The sequence below is a fragment of the Paraburkholderia panacisoli genome (assembly GCF_008369935.1).
GTDB lineage: Bacteria > Pseudomonadota > Gammaproteobacteria > Burkholderiales > Burkholderiaceae > Paraburkholderia > Paraburkholderia panacisoli.
In genome coordinates this window covers 14,036-32,195 of the sequence record NZ_VTUZ01000048.1, presented here as the reverse complement: position 1 = coordinate 32,195, position 18,160 = coordinate 14,036, and the positions used below count along the sequence as shown (strand labels likewise).

General features: G+C 65.6%; 15 protein-coding genes. 3 read left to right on the top strand and 12 right to left on the bottom strand.

Annotated features, from left to right (window positions below; genetic code table 11):
* Positions 1-91 precede the first annotated feature (91 nt).
* Entirely contained in the window at positions 92-1,477 is a 1,386-nt protein-coding gene (locus FVF58_RS41515) for an amino acid permease (RefSeq protein WP_149675446.1), read from the bottom strand.
* Positions 1,478-1,687: 210 nt separating this feature from the next.
* Here FVF58_RS41515 and FVF58_RS41510 point away from each other — a divergent pair, with 210 nt between their 5' ends.
* A complete protein-coding gene (locus FVF58_RS41510) occupies positions 1,688-2,611 on the top strand; it encodes an alpha/beta fold hydrolase (RefSeq protein ID WP_149675445.1) in 924 nt (307 codons plus the stop codon).
* Between the two features lie 110 nt (positions 2,612-2,721).
* Here FVF58_RS41510 and poxB read toward each other — a convergent pair whose 3' ends face one another.
* From poxB to FVF58_RS41460, 10 genes are all read right to left on the bottom strand, one after another.
* Positions 2,722-4,446, bottom strand: a complete 1,725-nt coding sequence (gene poxB / locus FVF58_RS41505; RefSeq protein ID WP_149675444.1) for a ubiquinone-dependent pyruvate dehydrogenase — start codon at positions 4,444-4,446, stop codon at positions 2,722-2,724.
* Positions 4,447-4,612: 166 nt separating this feature from the next.
* Positions 4,613-5,446, bottom strand: coding sequence for a M55 family metallopeptidase (locus FVF58_RS41500; protein WP_149675443.1), 834 nt, complete (start codon positions 5,444-5,446; stop codon positions 4,613-4,615).
* Positions 5,446-6,561, bottom strand: a complete 1,116-nt coding sequence (locus FVF58_RS41495) for a DmpA family aminopeptidase (RefSeq protein WP_149675442.1) — start codon at positions 6,559-6,561, stop codon at positions 5,446-5,448. Before FVF58_RS41495 ends, FVF58_RS41500 begins: the two co-directional genes overlap by 1 nt.
* On the bottom strand, positions 6,558-7,463 hold the full coding sequence (gsiD, locus tag FVF58_RS41490) for a glutathione ABC transporter permease GsiD (protein ID WP_149675441.1): 906 nt from the start codon (positions 7,461-7,463) through the stop codon (positions 6,558-6,560). Before gsiD ends, FVF58_RS41495 begins: the two co-directional genes overlap by 4 nt.
* Before the next feature lie 7 nt (positions 7,464-7,470).
* A complete protein-coding gene (gsiC, locus tag FVF58_RS41485) occupies positions 7,471-8,391 on the bottom strand; it encodes a glutathione ABC transporter permease GsiC (protein ID WP_149675440.1) in 921 nt (306 codons plus the stop codon).
* A gap of 131 nt (positions 8,392-8,522) precedes the next feature.
* Positions 8,523-10,085 carry a glutathione ABC transporter substrate-binding protein GsiB gene (gene gsiB, locus FVF58_RS41480; RefSeq protein WP_149675439.1) on the bottom strand — a complete coding sequence of 521 codons (1,563 nt, stop codon included), beginning with the start codon at positions 10,083-10,085 and terminating at the stop codon, positions 8,523-8,525.
* 175 nt (positions 10,086-10,260) lie between these two features.
* Positions 10,261-12,183, bottom strand: a complete 1,923-nt coding sequence (locus FVF58_RS41475; protein WP_149675438.1) for a dipeptide ABC transporter ATP-binding protein — start codon at positions 12,181-12,183, stop codon at positions 10,261-10,263.
* Between the two features lie 71 nt (positions 12,184-12,254).
* The gene (locus FVF58_RS41470; protein WP_149675437.1) at positions 12,255-13,250 is read right to left on the bottom strand and encodes an isoaspartyl peptidase/L-asparaginase family protein; all 996 of its coding nucleotides are present in this window, start codon (positions 13,248-13,250) and stop codon (positions 12,255-12,257) included.
* Positions 13,247-14,221 carry a MurR/RpiR family transcriptional regulator gene (locus FVF58_RS41465; RefSeq protein ID WP_149675436.1) on the bottom strand — a complete coding sequence of 325 codons (975 nt, stop codon included), beginning with the start codon at positions 14,219-14,221 and terminating at the stop codon, positions 13,247-13,249. The genes FVF58_RS41470 and FVF58_RS41465 overlap by 4 nt, the downstream gene beginning before the upstream one ends.
* A gap of 172 nt (positions 14,222-14,393) precedes the next feature.
* Positions 14,394-15,647 (bottom strand): MFS transporter, encoded by a 1,254-nt coding sequence (locus FVF58_RS41460; RefSeq protein ID WP_149675435.1) that lies wholly within the window; start codon positions 15,645-15,647, stop codon positions 14,394-14,396.
* A 94-nt stretch (positions 15,648-15,741) separates the two neighbouring features.
* Here FVF58_RS41460 and FVF58_RS41455 point away from each other — a divergent pair, with 94 nt between their 5' ends.
* Together FVF58_RS41455 and FVF58_RS41450 are read left to right on the top strand one after the other, a co-directional pair.
* The gene (locus FVF58_RS41455; RefSeq protein ID WP_149675434.1) at positions 15,742-16,452 is read left to right on the top strand and encodes a pseudouridine synthase; all 711 of its coding nucleotides are present in this window, start codon (positions 15,742-15,744) and stop codon (positions 16,450-16,452) included.
* Between the two features lie 167 nt (positions 16,453-16,619).
* The gene (locus FVF58_RS41450; RefSeq protein WP_149675433.1) at positions 16,620-16,808 is read left to right on the top strand and encodes a hypothetical protein; all 189 of its coding nucleotides are present in this window, start codon (positions 16,620-16,622) and stop codon (positions 16,806-16,808) included.
* A gap of 248 nt (positions 16,809-17,056) precedes the next feature.
* On the opposite strand, the gene FVF58_RS41445 is transcribed toward FVF58_RS41450, so the two are convergent.
* A complete protein-coding gene (locus tag FVF58_RS41445; RefSeq protein WP_149675432.1) occupies positions 17,057-18,097 on the bottom strand; it encodes a Rossmann-fold NAD(P)-binding domain-containing protein in 1,041 nt (346 codons plus the stop codon).
* Positions 18,098-18,160: the final 63 nt, after the last annotated feature.

Sequence of the window (18,160 nt, the reverse complement as noted above, 5' to 3'; positions counted from 1 at the left end):
GGCCCGCAAGACCGCATCGAACCAGGCTGCCTCGCGCCAGACCAGGCAGCGTGAGCGCAAAACCCGCCGCCCACGCCGCCTCGCCACATCCTTATCGCCCCGTCACTTGCACGCCACCCTGCGTTTGCGCGCGCCGACGCTTGAACACATAGCCGCCCCACATCACCACCAGCCACAGCGGCACGAGCAACACCGACATCGACAGCCCCGGCGTCATCGCCAGAATCACGAGGATCAGCGCCATGAACGCGAGGCAGATCCAGTTGCTGACCGGAAACCAGAACGACTTGAACACCAGCGTCTGGCCCGCCGCCACCATCGCCTTGCGCGACTTCAGATGCGTCAGGCTGATCAGCGCCCAGTTCAGCACCAGTGCCGCGACCACCAGCGCCATCAGCAGGCCGAGCGCTTCGGCCGGGATCAGGTAGTTGATGATCACGCAGGTGAACGTCGCGAGCGCCGACAAACCGATCGCCATGTACGGCACGCCGCGCCGGTCGACCTTCATCAGCGCGCGCGGCGCATTGCCCTGCTCCGCGAGACCATAGAGCATGCGACTGTTCGCATACACGCCGCTGTTGTACACCGACAGCGCCGCCGTCAGCACCACCACGTTGAGGACGTTCGCGGTCAGCGTCGAACCGATCTGCGAGAAGATCATCACGAACGGGCTGCCGCCCGCAGCGACCTCGTTCCACGGATACAGCGACAGCAGCACCGCCAGCGAGCAGATGTAGAAAATCAGAATCCGGTAGATCACCTGATTCACCGCCTTCGGAATGCTCTTCTGCGGATCGGCGGCCTCAGCGGCGGTAATGCCGATCAGCTCCAGCCCGCCGAACGAAAACATGATCACCGCGAGCATCATGAAGAGGCCGTGGAAGCCGTGCGGGAAAAAGCCGCCATGACTCCACAGGTTGGTGATCGACGCCTGCGGGCCGCCGTGCCCGCTGATCAGCAGATAGCCGCCGAACACGATCATGCCGATCACCGCCACCACCTTGATGATCGAGAACCAGAACTCGGTTTCGCCGTAGGCTTTGACGTTGGCGAGATTGATCGCGTTGATGCCGGCGAAGCACACCAGCGCCGACACCCACGTCGGCACGCCCGGCCACCAGTAATGCACATAGGTGCCGACCGCGGTCAGCTCGGCCATGCTCACGAGCACGTACAGCACCCAATAATTCCAGCCGGACAGGAAGCCGGGGAAATCGCCCCAGTATTTGTAGGCGAAGTGGCTGAATGAACCGGCGACCGGTTCCTGCGCGACCATCTCGCCCAACTGCCGCATGATCATGAAGGCGATGATGCCGCCGATCGCGTAGCCGAGAATCATCGACGGCCCGGCCGCCTGCAACACGCTCGCGGAGCCGAGAAAGAGGCCCGTGCCGATGGCGCCGCCCAGCGCGATCAACTGGATGTGGCGATTCTTCAGCCCGCGCTTCAGGCCGTCTTGGTGCTGTGCACTATTCAAATTGCGCTCCAGTGTATGGATATCGAACACCCAGTCGGACTTGTGGCCCGGCCCGGCAAAACCGATGACTTTACCTCAGCCGAAATGGCCTAAATACTGGGATCAACCCGCGTTGGTTCTGCGCCGCACTTAACGGCGAGGATTGTGATTGTCACTCGCGTGGCGCTTCGGTATGTTCCCTAGTTCGGTTTCAGCCTGCGGAGATTCGATATGTTGCTCAAACGTTTGCTTTGCGCCGCTGCTGTATCTCTCTGCTTCGTGGGGGTGGCCGCCGTCGCGCAAACGGCGGCGCCCGCGTCCGCACCGGCCGACGAGCCCGCCGCACAAGCCAGCGCGCCCGAGGCGCCGACGCCCGCTCCTGCCGCCACGGCGCCGGCCGCCGCACCCGCAGCGCCAATGGCCGTGACTCCCAAGGCCTCCGCTGCGCCGATGAGCGGCCCGGTGCGCAACGTCATGCTGGTTCACGGCGCGTTCGTCGACGGGTCGAGCTGGAACGGCGTGGTCGCGAAATTGCAACAAAAGGGCTATCACGTGAGCTCGGTGCAGATCCCGCTCACGTCGCTCGCCGACGATGTCGCCGCGACCCGCCGCGTGCTCGCGCGCCAGGAGGGTCCCACCATCCTGGTCGGCCACTCGTGGGGCGGCGTCGTGATCACCGAAGTGGGCGCGAACGCGCCGAACGTCGCGGGCCTCGTGTTTGTCGCCGCGATCGCGCCGACGCTGCGCGAGTCGGCGATGGACCTGCTCAAGCGTGCCCCGCCGATGCCCGCGGGCCAGGCCATGATTACGGACTCGAGCGGCTTTCTGTGGCTCGACCGTGGCCGCTATCACGCCGACTTCGCTGCGGACGTGCCCGAGAACGTGACGCGCGTGCTCTCCGCCGCGCAAGCGCCGATCTCCGAGAAGGCGTTCAGCGAGACAGTGAGCCAGGTCGCCTGGAAGGAAAAGCCGTCGTGGTACGTGCTGACGACCAAGGACCGCGCGGTGTCGCCGGAAGTGCAGAAATTCATGGCTGACCGGATGGGCGCGAAAGTCGTGCCGATGGCGTCGAGCCACCTCGCGCCGGTGTCGCATGCGGGCGCGATTGCCGATGTGATCGACCGCGCGGCGCGTGAGTTGAGCCGGCAGCAGTAGCGTGACGGGTGGGGATGCGCGCGCATGTCGGCGATCATCAGCGATCGTCGGCGCGCATCCACTCGCACTACTGAGCGCACCTTCGAACGCGCATCAGTCCACTTCAGCGTTCAGCGCAGATTGGTGGTCGCCAGTTCGACGACCTCATCCCCTCGCCCATTAAGCACCGCCCGCAGCATGTACAGGCTGAAGCCCTTCGCCTGCGCCCACTGAATCTTCGGCGGCAACGCAAGCTCGTGCTTCGCGGTCACCACGTCGATCACCGCCGGCCCCGGATGCGCGAACGCCTCACGCAACGCCGGTTCGATATTCTCCGAGTGCTCGATACGGACTCCGTAGATTCCCGCGCCTCGCGCAATCGCCGCGAAGTCGGTCGCGGCGAGATCTGTGCCGGCTTCAAGGTAGCCGCCCGCCTTCATCTCCATGGCGACGAAGCCGAGCGTGCTGTTGTTGAACACCACGACCTTGATCGGCAGATCGAGCTGACGCGCGGTGAGCAGATCGCCGAGCAGCATCGACAGCCCGCCGTCGCCCGACAGCGAAATCACCTGGCGGCCCGGCTCGGCCGCTTGCGCGCCGAGCGCCTGCGGCATCGCATTCGCCATCGAACCGTGGTTGAACGACCCGTGCAGGCTGCGCCGACCGTTCATGGTCAGATAGCGTGCGGCCCACAGCGTCGGCGTGCCGACGTCGGCGCAGAACACCGCGTCTTCGTTGGCGACTTTGTCGACGATGCTGGTGAGGTACTGCGGATGAATCGCGCGCCCCGGATCCGACGGCCGCGCGAGATCGTCGAGCCCCTTGCGCGTGTCCGCGTAATGCTTGCGCGCGTTGTCGAGGAAGCGCCGGTCGGTCTTGCGCTTGAGCCTCGGCAACAGCGCCTGCAAGGTCGCCTTGACGTCGCCGACGAGACCGAGCTTCAACGGCGCGCGCTTGCCGAGTGCGGAGCCGCGCCGGTCGATCTGCACCACGTTCCCATGCGACGGATAAAAGTTGCGATACGGAAAGTCGGTGCCGAGCATGACGAGGGTGTCGCACGACATCATCGCGTGATAGCCGGAGCTGAAGCCGATCAGCCCGGTCATGCCGACGTCGAACGGGTTGTCCCACTCGACGTATTGCTTGCCGCGCAGCGCATGCACGGTCGGCGCGCCGAGCTGGTCGGCGAAGGCGAGCACTTCGTCGTGCGCACCCGCGCAGCCACTGCCGCACAGCAGCGTCACGCCGCCCGCCTGATTGAGCAGATCGGCGAGCCGGTCGAGATCGGCCGCGGACGGCACCAGCGTCGAACGCTCCAGCGTGCCGGCCCACGCCGGCGTTTCCTCGGGCGCGTCGCCGAGCGCGACATCGCCCGGCAGCACGATCACCGCGACGCCCCGCTCCTCGATCGCGGTACGCATCGCGCGCGCCAGAACGCGGGGAAACTGCGAGGGATTCGTCACCAGCTCGACAAAGTGACTGCACTCCTTGAACAACTCTTGCGGATGGGTTTCCTGAAAGTAGCCGAGGCCGATTTCCGAGGATGGAATGTGCGCGGCGATCGCGAGCACGGGCTGATGATTGCGATGACAGTCATACAGGCCGTTGATCAGGTGCAGATTGCCCGGACCGCAACTGCCTGCGCAGACCGCGAGCTTGCCGGTCGCGGCGGCATCGGCGCCGGCAGCGAAGGCCGCCACTTCTTCATGACGCGTGTGCATCCAGCGAATCGAGCCGAGCCGTTGCAAGCTATCCGACAAGCCGTTCAGGCTGTCGCCCGTCACGCCCCAGATCCGTTCGACGTCCGCTGCCGCCAGTGTTTTGGCCAGATAATCCGCAATAGTCTGCTTACCCATGCTGTACCCCGCTCAGTGAAAAGACGGTGCCTCTGGAATGCCAGAGAGTACAGCTTCCGCGCAAAACGTGTCGCCTGGGGGCTCCTTCGCGGCGAGTTGTAAGCGTAGTGGAATAACCGCGCAGGCGAGCCACACGGCGAGCGCCCGCCTGCTGCGATCACTGCCGCTATCGCAGCATGAACGACATCGCCGACAGACAGTTCAGCATCCGCACCGCATGTTCCGCCGACGCCGCGCTAAAGCGCAACGTCACCGCGTCGACGCGCGTGAGCGTCGGCCATTGGCAAAACAGATCGGCGAGCGCGCTGGTCTGCACGCGCAGTTCGCAGTCGACCGGCTTCGCATCGGCCCGCGTCGCGTGCGGCGCATAACCATCTGCGACATGCTGCCGGACCACTTCTCGCGCGGCGCTTCCGATCGCCGCGCGCGCGGCCGCCGGCGATTGCGTGACGCCGCTCGCATGCCCGGTCGCGCTCTTCGTGACGACAAAACGCGCGTGCGGAAAACGCAGCGCGGTTTCTTCGGCAAAGATGTCATCGCCGGATAAAAGCACCACGCGTGCGCCATATTCTTCGGCCAGCGCGCCATACACGCCCGCCTCGCCAACCTCGACGCCGTTGAACGACACCCGCGCGAAAGCAAAGCTGTTGATCGTGTGCGCCAGGACGCCGCGCGTTTGCGACATCGCGTGATAGCCGATCATGAAGACCAGCGCCGCGCCGTATTCGAGCCCGGCCATCATGCCAAGCATGCGCGGCTTGCCGAGCACGACCTCGGCGCGCGCATCGAGCAGATCAGGCAGCAGGTTGCGAAAGCCGCCGTGCGAGTCGTTCACCCATACCTCGGTGGCGCCGCCGTCGAACGCGCCTTCGATCGCGGCGTTCGCTTCGAGCGTCATCCAGCGGCGCGCGGCTTCGTATTCGCCGTTGCCAGCGCGGGTCTGCTCGGGATGAAACACGCCGGCCACGCCTTCGATATCGGCGGAAATCAGGACTTTCATCAGGACTTGGACTTCAGTAGTTGAGCGAGGTCGGGCAGGCTGTCGTGCAGCGACAAGCGCCGATGACCGTCGCGGCCCGTCACGGAAACGGCGCTCCACAACGCATCGACGATCGCCTGCTCGATGCTGTCCGCGCACGCGCGAAACAGCGGGTCCAGATGCGCGTCGGCGATGAGCGGCGGCAGCGTAATGAAGTCGGCGGCGTGCGGCACCGTGTAGGCGGTCGAAAACGCCAGCGCGATGTCGCCGCTGCCGTGGCCGTAGACCGAGCCGGTTCGTGCGAGACCGGCTGCGGCGCGCAACGAGAGACGCTTGAGCTGGCGCGCGTCGAGCGGCGCATCGGTGGCGACGATCATGATGATCGAGCCTTGCTCGGGCTTCGTGACCGAAGCATCCGCTGCCGCTGCTTCGGCAGCCGGTCGTGCCGCTCGTGCCGCGCGTGCGCGTTCGGCCAGCACGCGGCCAAGCGGCGTGCCGTCGATCGTCAGCATCGGCAGGCGCCCGAAGTTCGCCAGCACCAGCGCGCCGACGGTATAGCCACTGCCCGCCACGTCGACCACGCGCGACGCGTTACCGATGCCGCCCTTCAGATCGAAGCACGACATCCCCCGCCCCGCGCCGACCGCGCCGCTCGCGACCTGCGTGCTGGCGTTGTCGAATGCGTCGTCGAAATGCCGCTCGGTGACGGCCAACGCCTGGATGTCGTTCAGGTAGCCGTCATTGCATTCGAACACCAACGGATTGACCGTCGACCACTCGCGTCCGATCTGCGGATTCGCGCGGATCGCCGCACGAATCTGCGCCTGCGCGAGCGCCGCGACGCCGAACGTATTGGTCAACGCGATCGGCGTTTCCAGCGTGCCGAGTTCGTCGACCTGCACCAGCCCGATGCTCTTGCCGAAGCCGTTGATCACCGACGCCGCCGCCGGCACCTTGTCGAGGTACGGATCGCCCTGATGCGGACGAATCACGGTCACGCCGGTTTGCAACACGCCTTGATCGAGCGTGCAATGTCCAACCGTCACGCCGGCAACATCGGCGATCGTGCCGAGCGGCCCGCTCGGCGACGTGCCGATATGCGGCGCGGGCAGCGCTGAATTATCGGCCGCGCTCATGGCCGGTCGAGCTTCGGATCGAGCGCGTCGCGCAAGCCGTCGCCGAGCAGATTGAACGCCAGCACGGTCAGGAAAATCGCGAGACTCGGAAACAGCGCGATGTGCGGCGCGGTGACCATGTCAGCGCGCGCTTCGTTGAGCATCGCGCCCCACTCGGGGGTCGGCGGTTGCGCGCCGAGGCCGAGGAACGACAGGCTCGCCGCCGTGATGATCGACGTGCCGATACGCATCGTGAAGTACACCACCACCGACGATATCGTGCCCGGCAAAATGTGCCGCACGATGATGGTCCAGTCCGATGCGCCGATGCTGCGCGCCGCTTCGATATACGTGAGCTGCTTGAGCATCAGCGTATTGCCGCGCACGAGCCGCGCAAACGCGGGAATGCTGAAGATCGCCACTGCACAGATCACGTTGATCATGCCGTTGCCGAGAATCGCCACCACGCCGATCGCCAGCAGAATGCCGGGGAACGCGAACAGCACGTCGGCCACGCGCATCGTGATGCGATCCCACCAGCCTTCGTAGTAACCGGCCATCAGTCCGAAAAACGTGCCGATCACCGCGCCGATCGCCACGGACAGAAAGCCCGCTTCGAGCGAAATGCGCGAACCCACGAGAATGCGGCTGAAAATATCGCGGCCCAGCGAATCGACGCCGAACCAGTGCGCGGCGGACGGCCCCGCGTTCAACGCGTCGTAGTCGAAGAAATTCTCCGGGTCGTACGGCACGATATGCGGCGCGGCGATCGCGACCACGATCAGCAGCAGCACGAAAATGCCGGCGGCGAGCGCCACGTGCTGCTTGCGGAATTTGCGCCAGAACTCGCTCCACGGGGTGCGGATCGCGCGTTCGGCGGGAGCGGCAATGGCCGCGTTCGGCTCGGTGGCGGTCGTGCTCATGCGGGCCTCACTTGAAACGGATGGTCGGGTTGATCACGGCGTACAGCACGTCCACGATCAGGTTGATGATGATGAATTCAAGCGAGAACAACAGCACTTCGGCCTGAATCACCGGATAGTCGCGCATCGACACGGCGTCCACCAGCAGGCGTCCAAGCCCTGGCCAGTTGAACACCACTTCGACGACGATCGAGCCGCCCAGCAGAAAGCCGAATTGCAGCCCCATCATCGTGATGACGGGAATCAGCGCGTTGCGCAGGCAATGTTTGACGATCACGAGCCGCTCGGGCACACCCTTGGCGCGCGCGGTGCGCACGAAATCCTCGTGCATCACTTCGACGAACGAGGCCCGCGTGAAGCGCGCCATCACCGCCGCGACGGCCGCGCCCAAAGTGAGCGACGGCAGCACGTAGCTCTGCCACGAGCCGTCGCCGACGATCGGCAGCCAGCCGAGCTTCACGGAGAAAATCTCCATCAGCACCATGCCGAGCGCGAACGCAGGAAACGAAATGCCCGACACCGCGAGCGTCATGCCGAGCCGGTCGGGCCAGCGGTTGCGCCACACCGCCGAGACGATGCCGAGCGCCATGCCGATCACGACCGCCCATGCCATGCTCGCGACCGTGAGCCACAGCGTCGGCATGAAGCGCTCGGCGATTTCCTGGCTGACCGGCCGCTTGCTGCGCGTCGAGATACCGAAGTCGCCATGCGCGATGCGCCAGAAGAAGTGGACGAACTGCTGCGGCATCGGCCGGTCGAGACCGAGGTCGGCGCGCACCAGCGCGACGGTCGCCTCGTCCGCTTCGGGACCGGCGGCGAGCCGCGCCGGATCGCCCGGCAGCAGATGCACGAACAGGAAGACCAGCACGGCGACGATGAAGAGCGTCGGCAGCAGGCCAGAGAGACGTTTGACGAGGAAGTTCAGCATGGAACCCAATCCGGCAATGATGCGGGCAACGAGGAATCGTGTGCGGCGGTATCGCGACCGTGCGGTCCGGTGCGCTGCTGGAACAACGACAACAGCAGCGCGCCGGCTCGCACGTTCAGTGCGTTACCTCGTCACTTGATCGCGATCTCGTCGAAGTTGAACGAGCCGTCCGGCGCGACGTAAGCGCCCGACATACGTTTGCTGCGCGCGTACACGACCTTCTCCTTGACGAGGAAGATCCACGGCGCGTCGGCCCAGATGCGCTTTTGCGCGTCGGTGTAGAGAGCGGTCTTCTGCGTACGGTCCGTGGTCAGGAGCGCCTTCGACAGATCGCTATCGACCGTGTCGTTCTTGTAGTACGCGGTATTCATCAGCCTGGGCGGGGACGACGCGGAGGCGAGCAGCGGCGACAGCGCCCAGTTCGCTTCGCCCGTCGATGCTGACCAGCCGATGTAATACATCCGCACCGGCGCGGTCGCCGGGTCTTGCGCGCTCTCCACCCGCGCCACGCTCTGGCCGGCTTCAAGCGCTTCGACCTGAGCCTTGATACCGACCTGCGACAGTTGTTGCTGGACGAACTGGATCACCTTCTGCGCGGTCGAGTAGTTATAGGCTGACCACAGCGTCGTTTCGAAGCCGTTCGGATAACCCGCTTCCTTCAGCAGTTCGCGCGCCTTCGCCGGATCATACGGCCAGGGACCAAGCTTTACCGCGTAGTCGACGCCTTGCGGTACGACGCCGTCGGCCGGCGTCGCATAACCGGCGAACGCCACTTTGGTCAGTGCATCCTTGTTGATCGCGTAGTTCAGTGCTTCGCGCACCTTCGGGTTGTCAAATGGCTTCTGGTTGACGTTCAGGCTGATGTAGCGCTGGATGATCGAAGGCGAAGCGATCAGATCGACTTTCGGGTTCGACTGCAACTGCGCGGCCTGTTCGAACGGAACCTGGAACGCGAAATCGGCTTCGCCGGTACGCATCAACGCCGCGCGCGTATTGTTGTCGACCACCGGCTTCCAATCTATCGCGTCGACCTTCGGGTAGCCCTTTTTCCAGTAGCCGGCGAATTTTTTGACCGTCAGATCGCCGGCCGGGTCCCACTTCACGAGTTCGAACGGACCCGTGCCAACCGGGTGGAAGGCGATCTCCTTACCATATTTTTTCAACGCGGCCGGCGAAATCATCACCGCCGAAGGATGCGCCAGCACGTTGATGAACGCCGAGAATGGCGCCTTCAGCGTGATTTTCACCGTGTACGGATCAACCACCTCGGTTTTATCGATCTGGTTGAACATGTTGTAGCGCTTCAACTTGTTCGCCGGATCGGTCACGCGATCGAAGTTCGCTTTCACTGCGGCGGCGTTGAAGTCGGTGCCGTCCTGGAACTTCACGCCGTGACGCAGCTTGAACGTGTAGACCGTGGCATCCGGGCTCGCTTCGTAGCTGTCGGCCAGCACGTTGATCAGCTTCATGTCCTTGTCGAAACCGAACAGGCCTTGATAAAACGACTTGGAGACGGCTTGCGACAGCGTGTCATTGGCGTCGTACGGATCGAGCGACGTGAAGTTCGACGCGACCGCCATCACGACGGTCGTGTCGGCGTGCGCCGCATTGCCCGCGAGCATCGCGAACACCACCGCGCCGCCGCTGACCAGCGCGCGCAAACGAAACGGAGAAGACGGGACCAGCAGGTTCATGAGGTTGGCTCCAGGCTGCGAGATGAAACAGGTTGAGGTTGCGAGAGGAATCGCTTTGCTTTGGGTTGGGCTTCGGTCTTTTGCTGCGCTGACTTGCTTCGCTTACTTGCTTCGCTTACTTGCTTCGGTTTATTGCTTCGGTTTTTTGCTTCATTGATCGCTTCGCGTCGTCGCGTCAGTAAGCGCCGCCGACCCGATGCTGCGCGACGAAATGATCCGGTCCCACCGCCACGAGCGGCGCGACGATGGGCTCGTCGTCGAGCGCGCGGATCGGGCTCGGAATGTCGTCGGCGGCGAGCATGCGCTTCGCGTGACGGCGAGCCGGATCGGCCACCGGCACCGCCCCCATCAGCTTGCGCGTGTACGGATGCTGCGGCGCTTCGAACACCGCGCGGCGCGGACCGATCTCGACGATCTGGCCGAGATACATCACCGCGACGCGATGACTGACACGCTCGACCACGGCCATGTCGTGCGAAATGAACAGATACGCGACGCCGAGTTCACGTTGCAGATCGAGCATCAGATTGACGATCTGCGCCTGCACCGACACGTCGAGCGCGGACACGGATTCGTCGGCGATCACGACTTTAGGGTTCAACGCGAGCGCGCGCGCAATCGCGATGCGCTGACGCTGCCCGCCGGAGAATTCGTGCGGATAGCGGCGCGCGGCCTCGGCCGGCAAGCCGACTTTTTCGAGCAGCCATGCGACCCGCGCCTGAGCCTGCGCGCCTTGCGCGACGCCGTGCACGAGCAGCGGCTCCATGATCGAGAAGCCGACCGTCAGACGCGGATTCAGCGACGCGAACGGGTCCTGGAAAATGAACTGGATGTCGCGCCGCAGGGCCTGCAACGCGGGCCCGGTCAGCGAACTGATTTCCTTGCCGTCGAATTCGATCGCGCCGCTTTGACTTTCCACGAGACGCAACAGCGAGCGCCCGGTGGTCGACTTGCCGCAACCCGACTCGCCGACCAGCGCGAGCGTTTCGCCGGGGCGCAAATCAAAGCTGACTTTTTCGACCGCATGCACGCGGCCCGTGACCCGGCCGAACAGGCCGCTTCGGACCGGAAAGCGCGTGACCAGATCGCGCACGCGCAGAATCGGCGGCGTGCTTTGCTGCACCAGCGGCTGCGTTTCCCTGGCCACAGCGGCGGCGGGGCGCACGGATTGATCGCTGCTGCCCAGACTGGCCTGTTCGACGGTCAGAATCGGAAAACGCGCGGGCTGATCGGTGCCGTGCATCGCGCCAAGGCGCGGCACGGCAGCGAGTAACGCTTTCGTATATGGATGCGACGGCGCGGCAAACAGCGCGTCCGATGCGCCCTCTTCGACCTTCTCGCCGCGATACATCACCAGCACGCGATCGGCCACTTCGGCGACTACGCCCATGTCGTGCGTGATGAAGATCACGCCCATGTTCATCTCGTCCTGCAGGCCGCGAATCAGTTGCAGGATCTGCGCCTGAATCGTCACGTCGAGCGCGGTGGTCGGCTCGTCGGCGATCAGCAGTGCGGGCTTGCACGACAACGCCATCGCGATCATCACCCGCTGGCGCATGCCGCCCGACAACTGATGCGGAAAGCGCGCCGCCACGCGCCGTGCTTCAGGAATCCGAACGAGTTCGAGCAAGCGAAGCGTTTCGGCATGCGCGGCCTGGCGGCTCTTGCCCTGATGCAGCGCGATCGCTTCGCTGATCTGGTCGCCGACCGTGAAGACCGGATTGAGCGATGTCATCGGCTCCTGGAAGATCATCGCGATGTCGGCGCCGCGAATCGCGCGCATCGTGCCGGCCGACGCCTTCGCGAGATCGAGCACGCTGCCGTCGCGGCGCCGGAATGCGATGCTGCCGCCGGCCACGCGCCCGCCGCCGTGCTCGATCAGCCGCATCAACGCGAGCGATGTCACCGATTTGCCCGAGCCGGATTCGCCGACGATCGCCAGCGTCTCGCCGCGCTCGACCGTCAGCGACAGATTGCGCACCGCGTTGAAGGTCGAGCCGCCGCGGCGGAACGCGACCGAAAGGTCGTCGACCGCGAGCACGCGTTGCGGCGGCAAGGTTTCGATAAGCGGGCGGGCGGTGTGCGAAGAAGTCGGCACGGTGGTTCCTTTAAATTCGAACACGGCTAACGTGGAGTCGGGCGAAGGTTCAGGCTCTGCAGGCAAGCGGTCTAGCGATAGATCGCCGTCACCGGCGCTTCGCTGAGCCGCGCGAATCCGCGATACATGCCTTCGGTATTGAATGGCAGCGTGACATTGCCGCGCGCATCGACGGCGATCAGGCCGCCGCGTCCGTCGATCTTCGGCAAGCGGTTCATCACGACGTCGTGAGCCGCTTCTTCCAGCGAGACGTTGCGGTACGCCATTTGCGCGGCGACGTCGTAGGCCGCGACCATGCGCATGAACATCTCGCCGGAGCCGGTGGTCGATACCGCGCAGGTCGCGTCGTCGGCGTAACAGCCCGCGCCGATCAGCGGCGTGTCGCCGACCCGGCCGACCTGCTTGTTGGTGACGCCGCCGGTCGACGTCGCCGCCGCCACGTGACCATGCCGATCCAGTGCGACCGCGCCGACGGTGCCGAACTTGCGGTTCGGATCGATCGGCTCGTGCGGCGTGGGTTCGTCGTCGTGATTCGATGACGATGCGGCGGCGAGCGTCGCGCCGTCGTGATCGAGCATTGCGCGCTGCTGACCGCGCGCGAGCAGCCACTGGCGATGACGCGCTTCGGTATCGAAGTAGGCAGGCTCGACCAATTCGAGCCCTTGCGCGGCCGCGAACGCCTCCGCGCCCTCGCCGGTGAACAGCACGTGCTCGCTGCCTTCGAGCACGCGGCGCGCGGCCAGAATCGGGTTGCGCACGCGCTTCACGCAGCAGATCGCGCCGGCTTCGAGGGTGCTGCCGTCCATGATGGCCGCGTCGAGTTCGTGGGTGCCGGCTGCCGTGTACACCGCGCCGCGTCCCGCGTTGAAGAGCGGGCAGTCTTCGAGCAGACGCACCGCTTCGCTGACCGCGTCGAGCGCGCTGCCGCCGTCGGCGAGCACGCGCTGGCCGGCGCTCAATACCGCGTGCAAGGCCGCGTGGTATTCGGTCTCGGCGCTGGCCGACATCGACGCGCGCAGGATCGTCCCTGCCCCGCCATGAATGGCAATGACTGCGTTGGAGTTCATCGTTTGGTTTTGGTAGTGCGGGTGGTTCGGGGAGTGCGACGGGTGGCGCGCGGCGCGTCGCCCGCTGCATGGGCCGCGTCGCCCTGCGGTTCGACGAGCCACGGCAGCACGAATTCGCTGACGTCGGCGGCCGCCTTCACTGAGCGTTTGGCGCGATACGCGACCGCGTCGCACAGCGCTTCGATCACTGCGAGCACGGCCGAATCGGCGTTCGCCGCGAGACGCCGGTCGGCGCGAATAAAGAGCGAGAGATTCGCGAATTGCGCGAGCGGCGAGCGCGGGCCATCGGTCAGCGCCAACACGCGGGCGCCCCGGCTGGCTGCGCGGCGCGCGAGTTCGATCGTGTCTTCGACATAGCGCGGAAACGCGATGCCGATCACCAGATCGCGTTCGTTCGAAGCGAACAGGCGCCGCGCCGCATGCGACGGGCCGCCGATCAGCGCGAGCGACTGCACGTTGTCGTGATACGGCATCAGGCCGTGTTCCATCAGGCCGGCGAGAAACGCGCTCGCGCCATAGCCGAGCACGAACACGCGGCGCGCGGCGATGATCGCTTCGACAGCGGCGTCGGCGGCGGCGCGGTCGATGGCCGTGCGCGTGGCGTGCAGATTGTTGGCGGCCTGCTCGAGCGACGCGTCGACCAGAGCGTCGCCGGCCGCGAGCGATTCCTGCGCGCTGCGCAAGCGCTCGACCGGCGCGAGCGTCGCCTCGAAGCCGCGCACCAACGCCTCGCGAAACTGCGGATAGCCGTCGAAACCGAGCGCGCGGGCGAAGCGATTCGCCGTCGCCACCGACGCGCCGACCACACTCGCCAGTTCATCGATCCGCATGGTCGCCGCGCGAAACAGATTGGCCAGCACGTAGTCGCCCATGCGCTGGTGAATCGGCGTCAGCGTCGGCATGGCCGCGGCGATGCGCGCGGCAATGGCTTGCTCGGCGGGACTGGATGCTGCGGGCGGATGATGGATCATGCGAGCGGATTGGGGCGTCGATTGATGTCGGAATTCATGAAAGTATATTTACATGAAAATCCTTTAGAAAAAAATTCATTTTCATTTTCGAGGGTTTTCACCGATCCGCGCTGGGGGCGAAAGCGCCCGCTCTACCGCCCCTGACGCCGCGCGATGAAAATGCGTTTTCACGTCAGCAGGCAGCGGCGTCGGGCTCGGGTATGCGCGCGAGCCGCGCCGCCGGCGACATGAAGATGATCAGCGCCTGCACGAGAAAAGCCGCCGCCGCCGCGACCAGGCACGCGTCGACGTTCCAGCGCGCACTGAGCAGCGCGCCGAGCAGCGCGCCGACTGGCCGCGCGCCGTAGGTGGCGGTGCTGATGAGCGCAGACACGCGGCCCATCATCCGTGCGGGCGTGATCGCCTGGCGCAGCGTGGTGGAGCCGACCACCCACAGAATCGGGCCGGCTCCGAGCAGGAAGAAACTCGCCGTCGCGAGCCAGAACGACGGCGCAACGAGCGTCGCCACCATCACGAGCGATGCGAGCAAACCGCACGACGGCCCGATGATCAGCATGCGGCCGAACGCGAGGCGTCGCGCGATGGCGGGCGCGGCCAGCGCGCCGCACACCATGCCGACGCCGTAAGCGCCGAGCGTCACGCCGACCGCCGACGCGCTCAGCCCCAACCGATGCACCGCATACGGCACGTACACCGCTTGCAGGATAAAGAAGCCGAGGTTGAAGAACACGGCGGTGGCGAGCATCGGCCGCAGCAGTGCGTCGCGTAGCACGAAGCGCGTGCCGTCGCGCAGTTCCAGCATGAAGTGACGCGTAGGCGCGGCGGCGCGCGGCGGTTCGCGCAGCCCGGCCAGCAACGTGACGGCCAGCGCCGACAACGCCGCCGCGCAACCATAGGCCCAGCCCGCGCCGATCCAGCCGACCAGCAACCCGCCCAGCGCCGGCCCCGCCGAATACGCGACACTGCGCGCGAGTTCGAGCCGGCCGTTCGCGCTCGCATAGGCTTCGCGCGGCACGATCGACGGCACCAGCGAAGGCGCCGCGACGTTGTAGGCCACCGTCCCGGTCGCCGCGATGAAGCCTAGCGCGGCGAGCAGCGGCAGACTCAACGCATGCGTCATCACGAGCAGCAGCACGCACAGCATCGCGAACACGCGCACGCTTTCGGCAAGCGTCATCAGCATGCGGCGCGAACGGCGGTCCGCCCATACGCCGAGCGGCATCGACAGCAATAGGAACGGCAGCGTCTGCGCGGTTTGCAACAGGCCGGTGCCGTGCGCATCGGCGCCGAGCGCGAACACCGCGACGAGCGGCGCGGCGGCGAGGCTGATCTGCTCGGCGGATTGCGCAGCCAGATTCGACCAGGCGAGCCGCTGGAACGCGTCCGGCAAACGAAGCGCGGACGATGACGAGGACCGGGCATGCATGAATGAACTCCTGCGGCTGGACTTGGGGAGACCATCGTCGTCCGTCCCGCGCCGCGCGGCGCTCCGGTTCTTGCGGTGTTATTCTTCGCTCGCCATGAATCTCGAAAGCATCCTCTTCACCCAAGGTTTCGGCTCGCGCCGTCAATGCCGTGCGCTGATCGCCGACGCTCGCGTGAGCATCGGCGGCACTGTCTGCACCGACGTCGACGCCGATTTCCCGACCCACGGCGACAGCCTGCACTTCAGCGTGGACGGGGTCGTCTGGCCGTATCGCGAACATGCGTATCTGCTGCTGAACAAGCCCGCCGGCTACGAGTGTTCGCGCGAGCCGCAACATCATCCGAGCGTGTTCAGCCTGTTGCCGCCGCAGTTCGCCGAGCGCGGCGTGCAATGCGTGGGCCGTCTCGACCAGGACACGACCGGCCTGCTGCTGCTCTCCGACGACGGCAAGTTCGTGCACCTGTTCACATCGCCGAAACGCAAGGTGCCGAAGCTGTATGTCGCGACCACGCGTCACCCGCTCGACGACGCGCAATTGAGCGCGCTGCGCGGCGGCGTTTTGCTGCACGGCGAGACGAAGCCGATCGCCGCGGTCGACGCCGAAGCACGCGACGCTCACTCACTCGCGCTCACCGTGATGGAAGGCAAGTATCACCAGGTCAAGCGGATGATCGCGGCGGCCGGCAACCGTTGCGAGGCGCTGCATCGCGAGCGGATCGGCGGACTCGCGTTGCCTGCGACGCTTGCGCCCGGCGCATGGCAATGGCTCGACGAATCCGACCTCGGTTCTTTACGGAGCGGGTAAACCGCTAGCTATTCTCAAGGTCTTGATCCGGCAGGGAAAGCCGGCGCCCTGACGGATAACCGGCACAAAGCGTGCGTTCAGGCGCTGCGCCGCAGCATGCTCTTCCTTACACGTCGCCCTATACTCGTCTAAACAAACGACTACAAAAGGCTACAAGGAGGGGCGCCATGCATATCGACGGCACTATCGCGATGTCGCAGGTGACGATTGCTTTCACATGTCTCGCACTGCTGCTGGTCGCCGGACTGCTGATCGTGATGCGGCTGCGGCACAAATATCATCCGAACCTGATCGGCGCTTTGATTGGCGGGATTCTGTGCTTCGTGCTGCTGGAATTTTTGCCCACGCTGACCTGAGCCGGCGAGGGGCGCGCGAGCGCGACGCGTGATGGGATTGCGCCGGGCGATGCCTGGCGTGGTGAGCTTTTGTCGGATTTTGATCGTGTGCGTGTCGAGGTCTGGCTTGACTCGTGCATGGCTTTTATCGGGCTTTTTGGCGGACTTGCCGTGACGCTTTCAGCGCCCTCAATGCCTTCGCCGTCCGCTCACGTCTTCGCTTCACGCCATCACTTCACACTGTCGCTTCACGGCTTCGCTTCGTGTGTTCACTTCGCGCCAGCCTCACGCAGAAAGTCCGTCACGTTCGGATACCGCAACCGCACGCGCAACTCATCCTTCAGACGCCGGTTCACCAGCCGCCTGGATTCACGCATGAACGACAGCAGGCTCGGATCGATCTGCTCCTCGGCTTGTGCGCGCGTGATGCGCGGCGCGCGCGGCAGGTCGAACGCATCCGCCACTGCATCGAAGTACTCCCCCATCTTCAGCGAAGAGTCGTCGGACGCGTGGATCGCGCGCGCCGGCTTGCCGTGCGTGGCAAGGCGCACGAGGATCGCGGCGAGGTCGTCGGCATGAATGTGATTGGTGTAGACGTCGTCGGCGTCGATCAGCGCGGGCGTGCCCTTTCCGAGCCGCGCGAGCGGCAGACGGTTGCGCGCATAGATGCCCGGAATCCGCGCGATGCTCGCCGCGACGCTCCCGTGAGCGGTCGCGCGCCGCAACTGCCGCTCGGCAGACACGCGGCGTTTGGCGCGCGCGTTGGCGGGTTGCGTTGCGCGCGTTTCGTCGATCCACGCGCCGCCGCAATCGCCGTAGACGCCCGTCGTGCTCGCATACACGAGACGCACGGACGCACGCGAACCGGCTAGCCGGCGCACCCCGTCGGGTACAATATCGGCTGTTTCAGATAGCGCCCACGAGGCACGAACGGAGCGCAACCCGCGGCGCAATCGCCCTGTCAGCGAGACTGCGGGCGTCACTGCAGCACGCAGCGCGACGTCGCGGCGCGCGCTCAGTGTTGCGAGCAACGCGCGGGTACGACGGTCGTCGTCGCCGGTTTTCTGCGGCGGGGCGAGATGCAGTACCGTAGGAGCCAGGCCCGCGAGCCGCTTCAGGCTGCGGCGCACGTCGAGATCGCCGACCAGCGGCGTCACGCCCGCAGCGCGCAATTCGGCGCAGCGCCCGGCATGGCTGGTCAGCGCGAAAATATGCGCGCGCGGCCGCAGCAAGGGCACGCAGCGCATGCCGACATCGCCGCATCCTACGATCAACACGCGCGGCCGGCGGAAGTTTCGTGTGGCTTTCATGGTGGATGCATTGTAGCCGTCAAGCGCGGCAGGTAGCGCGCGGTTGAGCGGCGGGCCCGATAA